This window comes from Serratia sp. HMSC15F11 (assembly GCF_001808215.1).
Lineage (GTDB): Bacteria > Pseudomonadota > Gammaproteobacteria > Enterobacterales > Enterobacteriaceae > Serratia > Serratia nevei.
The window spans coordinates 54,598-68,774 of the sequence record NZ_KV792399.1 but is presented as its reverse complement, the minus strand read 5'-3'; the positions used below and the strand labels follow the sequence as shown (position 1 = coordinate 68,774).

At 63.0% G+C, this 14,177-nt stretch carries 13 protein-coding genes; 10 read left to right on the top strand and 3 right to left on the bottom strand.

Features of this window, described 5'->3' with window-relative positions:
• Window positions 1–1,214, bottom strand: a 1,214-nt coding sequence (locus tag HMPREF3138_RS26960; protein WP_246828709.1) for a methyl-accepting chemotaxis protein, incomplete at its 3' end; no start/stop codon positions are given.
• A 125-nt stretch (window positions 1,215–1,339) separates the two neighbouring features.
• Window positions 1,340–1,960 carry a superoxide dismutase [Mn] gene (gene sodA / locus HMPREF3138_RS04290; RefSeq protein WP_004934003.1) on the bottom strand — a complete coding sequence of 207 codons (621 nt, stop codon included), beginning with the start codon at window positions 1,958–1,960 and terminating at the stop codon, window positions 1,340–1,342.
• A gap of 417 nt (window positions 1,961–2,377) precedes the next feature.
• On the opposite strand from sodA, the gene fdnG reads away from it, so the two are divergent.
• From fdnG to HMPREF3138_RS04235, 10 genes are all read left to right on the top strand, one after another.
• Entirely contained in the window at window positions 2,378–5,425 is a 3,048-nt protein-coding gene (gene fdnG, locus HMPREF3138_RS04280; RefSeq protein ID WP_094300722.1) for a formate dehydrogenase-N subunit alpha, read from the top strand.
• 12 nt (window positions 5,426–5,437) lie between these two features.
• Window positions 5,438–6,340 (top strand): formate dehydrogenase subunit beta, encoded by a 903-nt coding sequence (fdxH, locus tag HMPREF3138_RS04275; protein ID WP_033649532.1) that lies wholly within the window; start codon window positions 5,438–5,440, stop codon window positions 6,338–6,340.
• Window positions 6,337–6,972 carry a formate dehydrogenase cytochrome b556 subunit gene (fdoI, locus tag HMPREF3138_RS04270; protein WP_004934017.1) on the top strand — a complete coding sequence of 212 codons (636 nt, stop codon included), beginning with the start codon at window positions 6,337–6,339 and terminating at the stop codon, window positions 6,970–6,972. Before fdxH ends, fdoI begins: the two co-directional genes overlap by 4 nt.
• A complete protein-coding gene (gene fdhE / locus HMPREF3138_RS04265) occupies window positions 6,972–7,901 on the top strand; it encodes a formate dehydrogenase accessory protein FdhE (protein WP_038875958.1) in 930 nt (309 codons plus the stop codon). The genes fdoI and fdhE overlap by 1 nt, the downstream gene beginning before the upstream one ends.
• Before the next feature lie 114 nt (window positions 7,902–8,015).
• Window positions 8,016–8,666, top strand: coding sequence for a DcrB/PsbP domain-containing protein (locus HMPREF3138_RS04260; protein WP_038875956.1), 651 nt, complete (start codon window positions 8,016–8,018; stop codon window positions 8,664–8,666).
• Window positions 8,667–8,706: 40 nt separating this feature from the next.
• On the top strand, window positions 8,707–9,312 hold the full coding sequence (locus HMPREF3138_RS04255) for a glutathione S-transferase (RefSeq protein ID WP_038875954.1): 606 nt from the start codon (window positions 8,707–8,709) through the stop codon (window positions 9,310–9,312).
• A 68-nt stretch (window positions 9,313–9,380) separates the two neighbouring features.
• Window positions 9,381–10,775 (top strand): L-seryl-tRNA(Sec) selenium transferase, encoded by a 1,395-nt coding sequence (gene selA, locus HMPREF3138_RS04250; RefSeq protein ID WP_038875952.1) that lies wholly within the window; start codon window positions 9,381–9,383, stop codon window positions 10,773–10,775.
• Window positions 10,772–12,613 carry a selenocysteine-specific translation elongation factor gene (selB, locus tag HMPREF3138_RS04245; protein WP_038875950.1) on the top strand — a complete coding sequence of 614 codons (1,842 nt, stop codon included), beginning with the start codon at window positions 10,772–10,774 and terminating at the stop codon, window positions 12,611–12,613. Before selA ends, selB begins: the two co-directional genes overlap by 4 nt.
• Window positions 12,614–12,695: 82 nt before the next feature.
• Entirely contained in the window at window positions 12,696–12,956 is a 261-nt protein-coding gene (locus HMPREF3138_RS04240) for a CopG family ribbon-helix-helix protein (protein WP_038875948.1), read from the top strand.
• Window positions 12,956–13,231: a type II toxin-antitoxin system RelE/ParE family toxin gene (locus tag HMPREF3138_RS04235; protein WP_038875945.1), complete on the top strand. Its 276-nt coding sequence runs from the start codon at window positions 12,956–12,958 to the stop codon at window positions 13,229–13,231. Before HMPREF3138_RS04240 ends, HMPREF3138_RS04235 begins: the two co-directional genes overlap by 1 nt.
• A gap of 11 nt (window positions 13,232–13,242) precedes the next feature.
• On the opposite strand, the gene HMPREF3138_RS04230 is transcribed toward HMPREF3138_RS04235, so the two are convergent.
• Complete coding sequence (locus tag HMPREF3138_RS04230; protein WP_038875943.1) at window positions 13,243–14,154, bottom strand: LysR family transcriptional regulator; 912 nt, start codon at window positions 14,152–14,154, stop codon at window positions 13,243–13,245.
• Window positions 14,155–14,177 lie beyond the last annotated feature (23 nt).

Below are 14,177 nucleotides of genomic sequence, written 5' to 3'. Positions count from 1 at the left end.
GTGGCGGTCAGCTGTTCCATGCTGGCGGCGGTTTCCTCGACCGCCGCCGCCTGCTGCTCGGTGCGGGAAGAGAGATCGGTGTTGCCGGCGGCGATTTCCGCAGAGGCGGTAGAAACCTGGCTGACCCCCATCTGGATCTTCTCAATCATGGTGCGCAGATTTTGGCTCATGGCCGCCACCGCGTTCAGCAGCTGCCCCAGCTCGTCGCGGCGGGTGCTGGTCTGCGCCTGGCGCAGGTCGCCGCCGGCGATGCGTTCCGCCATGGCCAGCGTGCTGTGCAGCGGACGGGTGATCTGCAGCGTGATGCGCCAGGCGATAAGCACCCCGGCGATGATGGCGATCAGGGTGGTGATGCCCATTTGCAGCTGCGCCAGATTGATGTTGTTGCGCGTCTGCACCAGCTCGTCCTGCATAAAGGCGTTGACCAGCATGCCGATCGCTTGCGCGCGTTCGCCGAGCTGCCGGCTGATCTGCTGCTCGTGCTCATAGGCCGGTAGGTAAGCCGCGATGCGGTTTTTGTAATCGTCCAGGGCGGCCAGCAGCGGCTGCAGCTGCGGGCGCTGCGCGTCGCTGACCCGGCGGCTCAGGGCGTTGGCCGCGTCGCGCGCGTCGTCAATGGCCGCCATCAGCGGGGCTTCAGTTTCCTTGTTCAGGCTCAGTAGCAGGCCGCGCGCGCCGTAGCGCACCTGGGTCAGCTTCTGGTTCAGTTGGATAAAGGCCAGCTGCAGATCGCTGTTGGTCAGCTGGCGTTCCACCTGGCTCAGGCTGGCCTGCACTTCCGACATGTTCCAGCTCTGGCGCACTGCGTCTTTCGCCGTGACCGCCTGCTCAAAGACTTTTTGCTGCTGTTGATATTCCCCGATCAGCGTCACCAGACGCTGCAGATCCTTGCGGCTTTGGGCGTCCCAGTCCAGCGCCTGCCCCTGGTCTATCAGTTTGACGGCGTTCTCAATATTGGCGCGGTTGTTCTGGATGTACTCCGGCCGGTAGGTCTGGCCGTACATGGCGCGATTGTATTTGGCCTGGTTGATCTCCTCGTTCAGCCGGTTGCTGAAGTCGATGCGATCGGCGCGGGATTCGATGATGTGCAGATATTGCGCCCCGGTGCCGGCGATGACGACCGCCAACAGCAGCAACAGCGCGAAGCCGAGACCGAGCTTTTTACCTACGGTGAGATGAGTGAACTTTCCTGCTAATGCTTGCAATGCCGCCATAGCGTTTTTCCTTCTCCGGGCGAACGTCAATTGAACAAACCATCGGCAAGAAGTGGTCAAACTTTAGCGGATTTCAGGCAAAAAAATACCCGCCGGTGGCGGGTATCTTCATCAACGGGGGCGAATTACTTCTTCGCGGCGAAGCGTGCGGCGGCTTCGTCCCAGTTGACCACGTTCCAGAACGCCTTGATGTAGTCAGGGCGTTTGTTCTGATATTTCAGGTAGTAAGCGTGTTCCCACACGTCCAGACCGATGATTGGGAAACCGGAAGCGCCGGCGACGGCTTCGCCCATCAGCGGGCTGTCCTGGTTAGCGGTAGACACCACGGCCAGTTTGCCGTCTTTCAGCACCAGCCAGGCCCAACCGGAACCGAAGCGGGTGGCTGCGGCTTTCTCGAACTCTTCCTGGAATTTCTCAACGCTGCCGAAATCGCGCTCGATGGCCGCTTTCAGATCGCCGCCCAGCGTGGTGCCGGTTTTCAGGTTTTTCCAGAAGAAGCTGTGGTTGGCGTGGCCGCCGGCGTTGTTGCGCATGAAGGTGCGTTTGTCGGCAGGCACTTTATCCAGATCCTGGATCAGCTCTTCAACGCTGTATTTGGCCAGCTCAGGGTAGGCTTCCAGCACGGTGTTGGCGTTGTTGACGTAGGTCTGGTGGTGTTTGGTGTGATGGATTTCCATCGTCTGCTTGTCGAAATGCGGTTCCAGTGCGTCGTAAGCGTACGGCAGGGATGGCAGTGAATAACTCATAATCATCATCTCCAGTGGTGTATGGGCGGCGCAAAGGGCGAGCACCGCGTAAGCAGTCGGATCATTATAGTTAATTAAATGATATTGAAAATGATTATCAATGCCCTGTGAACTGTGTGGTTAATGAACGAATCGCTGCGCTAACATACTGATAGAAGAGGGCGGCGGGTGGCCGCCTCAAGCCGTCGATCCGGCGCGTGGGTTACTCTCTATACTGTAGGGAGCACCAACGCCGAAATGTATCGAAATGTGCCAATGCGTTCACTGAATGAGCACGAGTGTGTAACAACCACAAGCACGCTGTGGTAATATGGCCGGCGTTCGTAGCAAGCATAACAACAGTGACATTCGCGTTTGCCGCGCTAGCGGGGCAGGCGCATTTGAACAATGTGACAATCGAGAGTAAAGGAGACCCCCATGCAGGTCAGCAGAAGGCAGTTCTTTAAGATCTGCGCTGGCGGTATGGCAGGAACGACGGTGGCCGCGCTGGGCTTTGCCCCCGAAGTGGCGTTGGCGGAAACCCGGCAGTACAAACTGCTGCGCGCCCGCGAGACCCGTAATACCTGTACGTATTGTTCCGTCGGCTGTGGGCTGTTGATGTACAGCCTTGGTGATGGCGCCAAAAACGCCAAAGAAAGCATTTTCCATATCGAAGGGGATCCGGATCACCCGGTAAACCGCGGTGCGCTTTGCCCGAAAGGCGCCGGCCTGGTTGACTTCATCCACAGCGAAAGCCGCCTCAAGTACCCGGAATACCGGGCGCCGGGGTCGGACAAATGGCAACGTATCAGCTGGGACGACGCCTTTACCCGCATCGCCAAGCTGGTGAAAGAAGACCGTGACGCCAACTTCATCAAAACCAACGACCAGGGCGTTACCGTCAACCGTTGGCTGACCACCGGCATGCTGTGCGCCTCGGCCGCCAGCAACGAAACCGGTTTTCTGTCGCAAAAATTTAGTCGCGCTCTCGGCATGCTTGCCGTAGACAACCAGGCGCGTGTCTGACACGGACCAACGGTAGCAAGTCTTGCTCCAACATTTGGTCGCGGTGCGATGACCAACCACTGGGTTGATATCAAGAACGCGAATTTGATTATCGTCATGGGCGGTAATGCGGCGGAAGCGCATCCGGTGGGGTTCCGCTGGGCGATGGAAGCCAAAATACACAACAATGCCAAGCTGATCGTGATCGATCCGCGCTTTACCCGAACCGCATCGGTGGCGGACTTCTACACGCCGATCCGCTCCGGGACCGACATCGCTTTCCTGTCGGGCGTGTTGCTGTATCTGATGACCAACAACAAGTTCAACCGCGAATACGTCGAGGCCTACACCAACGCCAGCCTGCTGGTGCGGGAAGACTTTGCCTTCGAAGACGGCTTGTTCAGCGGCTACGACGCGGAAAACCGCAAGTACGACAAAACCACCTGGAACTACCAGTTCGACGAGAACGGCTTCGCCAAGCGCGACGTCACGCTGCAGGATCCGCGCTGCGTGTGGAACATGCTGAAACAGCACGTGAGCCGCTACACGCCGGACGTGGTGACCAACATCTGCGGCACGCCGAAGGACGATTTCCTCAAGGTGTGCGAATACATCGCCGAAACCTGCGTCGCGGATAAAACCGCTTCGTTCCTGTACGCCCTGGGCTGGACTCAGCACTCGGTCGGCGCGCAGAACATCCGCACCATGGCGATGATCCAGCTGCTGCTCGGCAACATGGGCATGGCGGGCGGCGGCGTCAACGCGCTGCGCGGCCACTCCAACATCCAGGGGCTGACCGATCTCGGCCTGCTGTCGCAGAGCCTGCCGGGCTACATGACGCTGCCGTCGGAGAAACAGACCGATCTCGACACCTACCTGAAGGCCAACACGCCGAAGGCGCTGCTGCCGGGCCAGGTGAACTACTGGGGCAACTACCCGAAATTCTTCGTCAGCATGATGAAGACCTTCTACGGCGACAAGGCGCAGAAGGACAACAGCTGGGGCTTTGACTGGTTGCCGAAGTGGGACAAAGGCTACGACGTGCTGCAGTACTTCGAGATGATGGCGCAGGGCAAGGTCAACGGCTACTTCTGCCAGGGCTTTAACCCGGTGGCGTCGTTCCCGAATAAAAACAAGGTAGTGGCTTCGCTGTCCAAGCTGAAGTTCCTGGTGACCATCGATCCGTTGAACACCGAGACCTCCAACTTCTGGCAGAACCACGGCGAGTTCAACGACGTCGATTCGTCGCAGATCCAGACCGAAGTGTTCCGCCTGCCGTCTACCTGCTTCGCCGAAGAAAACGGCTCGATCGTCAACTCCGGCCGCTGGCTGCAGTGGCACTGGAAAGGTGCAGATGCCCCGGGCGAAGCGCTGAACGACGGCGAGATCCTGGCGGGCATCTTCAGCCGCCTGCGCGAGATGTATGCGCGCGACGGCGGTGCGGTGCCGGAACAGGTGCTGAACATGCGCTGGGACTACCTGACGCCGGACAACCCGGCGCCGGAAGAGGTGGCGCAGGAGAACAACGGCAAGGCGCTGGCGGATCTGCTGGATGCCGACGGCAAAGTGCTGGTGAAAAAAGGCGAGCTGCTCAGCTCGTTCGCGCAGCTGCGCGACGACGGCACCACCGCCAGCGGCTGCTGGATCTTCGCCGGCAGCTGGACGCCGGCCGGCAACCAGATGGCGCGGCGCGACAACGCCGATCCGTCCGGCCTCGGCAATACGCTGGGCTGGGCCTGGGCATGGCCGCTCAACCGCCGCATCCTGTACAACCGCGCCTCGGCGGACCCGCAGGGTAAACCGTGGGATCCGAAACGCCAGCTGCTGGAGTGGGACGGCGCCAAGTGGGTCGGGGCCGATATCCCGGACTACAGCACCGCCGCGCCGGGCAGCGACGTCGGGCCGTTCATCATGCAGCCGGAAGGCATGGGCCGCCTGTTCGCCACCGATAAGATGGCGGAAGGGCCGTTCCCTGAACACTACGAGCCGTTCGAAACGCCGCTCGGCACCAACCCGCTGCACCCGAACGTGGTGTCCAACCCGGCGGCGCGCGTGTTCAAGGACGATCTGGCGGCGATGGGCAAATCCGACAAGTTCCCTTACGTCGGCACCACCTATCGTCTGACCGAGCACTTCCACTACTGGACCAAGCACGCGCGGCTGAACGCCATCGCGCAGCCGGAGCAGTTCGTGGAAATCGGCGAGAAGCTGGCGGAGAAGAAAGGCATCAAGCAGGGCGACACCGTGAAGGTCAGTTCCAACCGCGGCTACATCAAGGCCAAGGCGGTGGTGACCAAGCGCATTCGCACGCTGCAGGTGCACGGCCAGGAAGTCGACACCATCGGCATCCCGATCCACTGGGGTTACGAAGGGGTGGCGAAGAAAGGCTTTATCGCCAACACGCTGACGCCGTTCGTCGGCGACGCCAATACGCAAACGCCGGAGTTCAAGGCGTTCCTGGTCAATGTGGAAAAGGTGTAACGGAGACGAATTATGGCCATGCAATCTCAAGACATCATTCGTAAATCCGCCACCAATGGTTTCACGCCGGCGCCGCGCGCCCGTGACCACCAGGAAGAAGTGGCCAAACTGATCGATGTCACTACCTGTATCGGCTGCAAGGCCTGTCAGGTGGCCTGTTCCGAATGGAACGACATCCGCGACGAGGTGGGGCACAACGTCGGGGTGTACGATAACCCCGCCGATCTGACCGCCAAGTCGTGGACGGTGATGCGCTTCTCCGAGGTGGAGGAAAACGGCAAGCTGGAATGGCTGATCCGCAAGGATGGCTGCATGCACTGCGCCGATCCGGGCTGCCTGAAGGCCTGCCCGTCGGAAGGCGCGATCATTCAGTACGCCAACGGCATCGTCGACTTCCAGTCCGAGCACTGCATCGGCTGCGGCTACTGCATCGCCGGCTGCCCGTTCGACGTACCGCGCATGAACAAGGACGACAACCGGGTGTACAAGTGCACCCTGTGCGTCGACCGCGTGGACGTCGGCCAGGAACCGGCCTGCGTGAAAACCTGCCCGACCGGCGCCATTCACTTCGGCACCAAGGAAGCGATGAAGCAGGTGGCGGCAGATCGCGTCAGCGAGCTGAACACCCGCGGCTACCAGAACGCCGGTCTGTACGATCCGGCGGGGGTGGGCGGCACGCACGTGATGTACGTGCTGCACCACGCCGACAAACCGCAGCTGTACCACGGTTTGCCGGACAACCCGAGCATCAGCCCGGCGGTGACCTTCTGGAAGGGCGTGTGGAAACCCCTGGCGGCCATCGGCTTTGCCGCCACCTTCGCGGCCAGCGTGTTCCACTACGTCGGCGTCGGGCCTAACCGCGTCGACGATGAGGACGAGCACGACGAGTCGCATGACGAGGAGACGCGCAAATGAGAAAGGAAAAGCCCATTCAGCGTTACAGCGCACCGGAGCGCATCAACCACTGGATCGTGGCGTTCTGCTTCGTGTTCGCCGCCATCAGCGGGCTGGGGTTCTTCTTCCCCTCCTTCAACTGGCTGATGAACATCTTCGGGACGCCGCAGCTGGCGCGCATTCTGCACCCGTTTGTCGGGGTGATCATGTTTGCCGCGTTCCTGCTGATGTTCCTGCGCTACTGGAAGCATAACCTGATCAACCGGGAAGATATCGTCTGGGCCAAGAACATCCACAAAATCGCCATGAACGAGGAAGTGGGTGACACCGGGCGCTATAATTTTGGCCAGAAGTGCGTGTTCTGGGCGGCGATTATCAGCCTGGTGCTGCTGCTGGCCAGCGGCGTGGTGATCTGGCGGCCATATTTTGCGCCGTCGTTCTCCATCCCGCTGATCCGCATCGCGCTGCTGGTGCATTCGCTGGCCGCGGTCGGCCTGATTATCGTGATTATGGTGCACATTTACGCCGCATTGTGGGTAAAAGGCACCATTACCGCGATGGTGGAAGGCTGGGTGCCGGCGGCCTGGGCCAAGAAACATCATCCGCGCTGGTACCGTGAGGTCCGCGAGAAACGACAGGAAGATAAACCCTGATGAGTATCCGCATCGTTCCTAAAGAGCAGTTAGGGGCACAGCGTGAGAAGTCCACAACGGCGGAGAATATCCCGCCGTTACTTTTCGCCAACCTGAAAAGCCTGTACAGCCGCCGCGCCGATCGTCTGCGTCAGCTGGCGGTCGACAATCCGCTGGGCGACTACCTGAACTTCGCTGCCGAGCTGGCGCAGGCGCAGCAGCATGCGCTGCACGATAACCCGCTGGAGCTCGATCTGAGCGAAGCGCTGGCGCAGGGCGCCGCCAGCGGCAAACCGCCGCTCGATCTGAGCGTGTTCCCGCGCAGCGAGCACTGGCGCAAGCTGCTGACGTCGCTGATCGCCGAGCTGCGCCCGCAGGCGCCGGAGCATATCCTGGCGGTGCTGGACAACCTGGAGAAAGCCTCGGCACACGAGCTGGAGCTGATGGCCGACGCCTTGCTCAACCGTGAGTTCGGCAAGGTGGGCAGCGAGAAGGCACCGTTCCTCTGGGCCGCGCTGTCGCTCTATTGGGCGCAGATGGCCAGCCTGATCCCCGGCAAGGCGCGCGCCGAATACGGCGAGCAGCGCCAGTTCTGCCCGGTGTGCGGCAGCATCCCGGTTTCCAGCATGGTGCACATCGGCACCGTCAACGGCCTGCGCTACCTGCACTGCAACCTGTGCGAAAGCGAATGGCACGTGGTGCGGGTGAAGTGCAGCAACTGCGAGCAGACCCGCGATCTCAACTACTGGTCGCTGGACAGCGAGCAGGCGGCGGTGAAGGCGGAGAGCTGCGGCGACTGCGGCACTTACCTGAAGATCCTCTATCAGGAAAAAGATCCGCAGGTCGAAGCGGTGGCCGACGATCTGGCTTCGCTGGTGCTGGACGCCCGCATGGAAGAAGAAGGCTTCGGCCGCAGCAGCATCAATCCGTTCCTGTTCCCGGCGGAGTAACCGCCCGGCCCCGTTCGCGCGGGGCCGGACCAGCAATTTCAGAACGGGCTTCTGGCATTCGCCCGGGCGAGTTGCTACGTTTAGGCCATAACGCGCCAAGCGAAAGGAACCACGATGTTAAACACCCTGGCAAAATTGACCGCGGTCGCCGTGCTGGCGATGGGGCTGGCGGCCTGCGACAACAAAGACGACACCAAACCGGCGGTACCGCCACCGGACACCAAGCCGACCGTGACGCAGCCCGCGCCACCGCCGCCGCCTGCGCCGGCAGAAACCCCGCCCGCGCCGCCGGGGCTGAGCGTGTCGTTGCAGAAGGGCAAAATCACCTTCGAGCTGCCGCCGGGCTTTAGCGATCAGACGCTGAACAGCGGCATCATCAACGACAACACCTCCACCATTCAGCGCTTCCTTGACGGCAAGTCGCGCCAGAGCGCGGTTTCGTCCGAGGTGATCCCGCCGGACGACATGAAGCTCAACACCAGCGACAAAATGCTGAAAGAGCTGGCGCAGAGCGCCATCACGGTGCTGGCCGAGCGCTATCAGAATATCCAGACCACCAAAGAAGAGAACTTCACCGTCGGCAAACAGAAGTTTCGCCGGGTGGATACCGAGCAGACCGTCAACGGGCAGAAGGTGGTGTCCACGCTGGTGCTGACGGTGTTCAACAAGCGGGTGGTGACGCTGCAAATGCTGTCGCCGGCCAAAACGCCGGAAGTGCACCAGGCGCTGGTGCAGCGGATTATCGATACCCTGGCGGTGAAGTAAGGGCGCCGCGCCGCGGCCAGGACGAAGCGGAGGAGAACGGATGAAGCTTATCGGCAGTTACACCAGTCCCTTTGTGCGCAAGATTTCCGTGATGCTGCTGGAGAAGGGGATAGCGTTCGAATTCGTCAACGATCCGCCGTATGAACCCGGCAGCCGGGTGAAGGAGCTGAACCCACTCGCCAAGGTGCCGGTGCTGATCGCCGATGACGGCGAGGTGTTTTACGACTCGCCGGTGGTGGCCGAATACCTTGAGCTGCTGGCGGTGGAACCGGCGTTCTTGCCGGCCGATCGCGCCGCCGCGTTGCGCGTCCGCCAGGTGGCGGCGCTGGCGGACGGCGTGACCGAAGCGGCAGCGACCCTGTTTCGCGAAAGCCGGCGCGCGCCGGAAAAACAGGACGAAAACTGGATGCTGCGCCAGCGTGACAAACTGACGCAGGGGTTGGATGCGCTGGAGGCGCTGGCGCGGGAAAAAACGTGGCTCAATGCCGAGCGGCTGACGCTGGCGGATATCGCCACCGGCTGCGCGCTGGGCTACCTCAATTTCCGCCGCATCCTGCCCAACTGGTGCGTCGAGCGCCCGGCGCTGGTCAAGCTGGCCGAACGCCTGTTCGCCCGCGAAAGCTTCGCCCGCACCTCGCCTCCCTGAGCTTTTTTCTCCCCCGCCGCGGCGGGGTTTTGCTATGCCGATACGTCTAAACTGAAAACCGAGCGACCATGAGCACTGAATCCCACCTTCTTTACAGCCAACTGCCCGCCATCGACCGCCTGCTGCGAGAACCCGCGATTGAACCGCTGGTGGCGCAGCATGGCCAGACGCTGATCGGCGAACTGCTGCGCCGGCTGCAGGCCGAGGCGCGCGCCGCGATCAAGCAACAGCAACGTTTACCCGCCTGGTGCGACGACTGGCCGCAGGCGCTGCGGGCGGAGCTGGCCCGGCAGCAACGCCCGGCTTTGCTGCCGGTGTTCAACCTCAGCGGCACCGTGCTGCACACCAACCTCGGGCGCGCCCTGCTGGCGCAGCCGGTGAAGGACGCGGTAAGCGCGGTGATGGGGGAGGCGGTGACGCTGGAGTACGATCTGGACGGTGCCGGGCGCGGCCATCGCGATCGGGCGGTAGCGGATCTGCTGTGCCGGCTGACCGGCGCGGAGGACGCCTGTATCGTCAATAACAACGCGGCGGCGGTGCTGCTGATGCTGGCGGCGATCGCCCCCGGCAAAGAGGTGGTGGTGTCGCGCGGCGAGCTGGTGGAGATCGGCGGCGCGTTCCGCATACCCGACGTGATGCGCCAGGCGGGCTGCCAACTGGTGGAGGTCGGCACCACCAACCGCACCCATCTGAAAGATTACCGCCAGGCCATCAACGAGCAGACCGGCCTGTTGATGAAAGTGCACACCAGCAACTACAGCATTCAGGGCTTTACCGCGGCGGTCGACGAGGCCGAACTGGCGCAGCTCGGGGCCGAACAGGGCGTGCCGACCGCCACCGATCTGGGCAGCGGCTCGCTGATCGATATGGCGCAGTACGGCCTGCCCGCCGAACCGATGCCGCAGCGGCTGCTGGCCGCCGGCGTCGATCTGGTGACGTTCTCCGGCGATAAGCTGCTGGGCGGCCCGCAGGCCGGCATCATCGTCGGCAAAAAGGCGCTGATCGCTCGCCTGCAGCAGCATCCGCTCAAACGCGCGCTGCGCGTCGGCAAGCTGACGCTGGCGGCCCTGGAGGCCACGCTGCGGCTCTATCTGCAGCCGGAAAAACTGGCTGAGCAGCTGCCGACGCTGCGGCTGCTGACCCGCCCGCAGCTGGAGATGCAACAGGCGGCCGAGCGGCTGCTGGCGGCGCTGACGCCACGGTTCAGCGCCGATTTCGAGCTGCGCGCCGAACCGTGCTGGTCGCAGATTGGCAGCGGTTCACTGCCGGTGGATCGCCTGCCCAGCTATGCGCTGACCTTCACGCCGCGCGACGGCCGCGGCGCCACGCTGGAGGCGTTGGCCGAGCGCTGGCGCCGCCTGCCCCAGCCGGTGATCGGCCGCCTCGGCGACGGCCGGCTGTGGCTGGATCTGCGCTGTCTGGAACAGGAAGGGGCGCTGATCGAAGCGCTGAGCGCCTCATGATCATCGCCACCGCCGGCCATGTCGATCATGGCAAAACCACCCTGCTGCAGGCGATTTCGGGGATCAACGCGGATCGCCTGCCGGAAGAAAAGCGCCGCGGCATGACCATCGATCTGGGTTACGCCTACTGGCCACAGCCGGACGGCCGGGTGCTGGGTTTTATCGACGTGCCCGGCCACGAGAAATTCCTCGCCAATATGCTGGCGGGCGTCGGCGGTATTGACCATGCATTGCTGGTGGTGGCCTGCGACGACGGCGTGATGGCGCAAACCCGCGAGCATCTGGCGATCCTGCGCCTGAGCGGGCGCCCGGCTCTGACGGTGGCGTTGACCAAGGCCGACCGGGTGGACGCGGCGCGTGTCGACGAGGTACGCCGCCAGGTGCGCGACGAACTGGCGCGCCAGGGCTGGCCCGATGCGCCGCTGTTTGTTACCGCGGCGGCGGCGGGAGAGGGCATCGAGGTGCTGCGCGCGCATTTGCTGGCGCTATCGCCCGGCGAGCACGCGCTGACGCGCCGTTTTCGCCTGGCGGTAGACCGTGCGTTCAGCGTCAAAGGGGCGGGGCTGGTGGTGACCGGCACCGCGCTCGGCGGCCGGGTGCAGGTGGGGGATACACTGTGGCTGACCGGCGCCGACGCGCCGGTGCGGGTGCGTGGCCTGCACGCTCAAAATCAGACCGTGGAGCAGGCGCAGGCCGGGCAACGCATCGCGTTGAACATCAGCGGCGACGCCGATAGAGACCGGATCGCGCGCGGCGACTGGCTGCTGGCTCAGCGTCCGCCGGAGGCGGCGGAACGCATTCTGGTGGCGCTGGAAGCGGATCGGCCGATCCGCCATTGGCAGCCGCTGCATCTGCACCATGCCGCCAGCCACATCACCGGGCGCATTTCGCTGCTGAACGACGGGCTGGCGGAACTGATCCTCGATCGCCCTCTGTGGCTGGCGGAGAACGATCGGCTGGTGCTGCGCGATATTGGCGCACGGCAAACGCTGGGCGCGGCCCGGGTGCTCAGGCTGAGCGCGCCCAAGCGCGGCAAGCGCCAGCCGGACTACCTGGCATGGCTGCAGGCTCTGGCGCAGGCGCAAGACGATGCGCAGGTGCTGGCGCTTGAGCTGCCGCAGGGCGCGCTGTCGCTGGCGGCGTTCGCCTGGGCGCGTCAGTTGACCGACGACGGCCTGGCGGCACTGCTGGCGGACCGCGATCTGCTGATCGTCGGTGACCGGGCGCTGGCGCAGGAGCAGGTGCAACAGGCAGAGAGCCGGCTGCTGCAGGTGCTGGCGGAGTACCACCAACAGCACGCCGACCAGCTGGGGTTAGGGCGCGCCCGCCTGCGGCGCATGGGGCTGCCTCAGCAGCCGGAAGCGTTGGTGTTTATGATGATCGATCGGCTGCTGAAAGCCGGTGCGCTGCGCAATACGCGCGGCTGGTTACATCTGCCGGAACACGGCCTGGCATTCAGCGCCGAAGAGGCGCCGCTGTGGGCGCGCATCGAACCGCTGTTCGGCGACGAGCCGTGGTGGGTGCGCGATCTGGCGAGCGAGTTGGGCGAGGAAGAGAGCCGGGTACGGGCGCTGCTGCGCAAGGCGGCCCAGCTGGGCCATGTGACGGCGGTGGTGGTGGATCGCTATTACCTCAGCCGACGCATCGATCAGTTCGCGGCGCTGATCCGCGAGCTGGATGCGGAGCGGGGCGGCGCCAACGCCGCCGACTTCCGCGATCGGCTCGGCGTCGGGCGCAAGCTGGCGATCCAGGTGCTGGAGTTCTTCGATCGCAGCGGTTTTACCCGCCGCAAGGGTAACGAGCATCTGCTGCGTGACGGCGGATTGTTCGGCAACTGATTGCGTGTTTTTTGTTCTCTGATGGCGGTATAATCAGGTTTAATCACTTTGATTGATGTTGATTGTACTGAGGAGCAAGACGATGAATACGAAAGTCATCACCGCTCATGTGCCGCTGCCTTTGGCTGAAAAGGTGGATGAAATGGCCGCCAAACTTGAACGTTCACGGGGATGGATAGTGAAACAAGCCCTCGCCGCCTGGCTCGAGCAAGAGGAAGAGCGCCGTCGGTTAACGCTGGCGGCGTTGGCCGATGTCGAACAGCAAAACGTTATCGATCATGAGTCGGTAGAAGCCTGGGCTGCCAGCCTGGACAGTGACGATCCGCTGCCGGTACCGCGCTGATGGCGTTAAAATGGACGAGTAAGGCGCTATCGGATTTGGCGCGTTTGTTTGAGTTTCTTGCCTTGGCTAACCGCACTGTGGCAGCGAATTCGGTGAAGGCCTTGGTCGCCGCGCCTAAAGCGTTGCTTGATAATCCTCGCCTGGGTGAAAGACTGGATGAGTTTTTACCGCAGGAAGTGAGACGTATTCTGGTCGGCCGTTATGAGATACGTTACCAGGTGCAGCCGGCAACGATTTATGTTCTGCGTATTTGGCATACCCGCGAAGAGCGATAGGCCGAATTCCCCTACCCGATAAATCTGACGGCGGCCCGGCTGACGTCGGGCGTTTGGGCGGCGAGAAACGCCTGTAAGCGTTCGATCAGCGGCCGTTTCGCCGACTCCGCCGGCCAAACCAGATAGTAGCCGTCGCCGGTGCGCACGGCGGCGTCACAAGGCAGCGCCAATAACCCCTCCTCAATGGTTCGCAGGCTCAGCGCCAGATCCCCGATCGAGATGCCGTGCCCGGCGATGGCCGCCGCATTGCCCTGTTCCAGCGAATCAAATACCTGGCCGCGTGCAAGATCGGGCGGGGCCGCGATGCCGCTTTTTTGCAGCCAGCGCCGCCAGTCGCGCCGATCGGGCGAAGGGTGGATCAGCGGGCAGGCGGCGAGATCGCGCTGCCCGTCGGCGAGCAGCGCGGGGGCGCAAATCGGGATTAGCCATTCGTCGAACAGCTTGGCGGCGGCGGTATTGGCGCCGAAATGGCCGTTGCCGAGCAGGATGGCGCAGTCGTAGGGTTCGCTGAAAAAATCCACGCTGTCGATGTCCATCCAGACGCTGGCTGCCTGCACGTCGAACGCCTGCGCCGTTTGCCTGAACCGGCTCAGGCAGTCCAGCAGCCAGCGCAGGGTCAGGGTGGAGGGCGCCTTCAGCCGCAGCAGATCGCGGTGGCTTCTGAACAGCTCGCAGGCTTGCTCGATGCGGCCAAATCCTTGTTGCAGCTCGGCGGCGAAGATTTTCCCCTGCGGTGTGACCTCGATACGCGGGCCGTTGCGCTGGAACAGCCGGCAGCCGAAGTGCTGCTCCAGCGTTTTGATGTGCTTGCTGACCGCGCTCGGGGTGAGATGCAGCTCCTCGGCGGCCAGCGTGAACGAGCCGGTACGGGCGGCGCTTTCGAAGGCGCGCAGGGCGTAAAGCGGCGGAAGGGAACTGGCCATCGCGGCGTCTCTAATAATGAGTC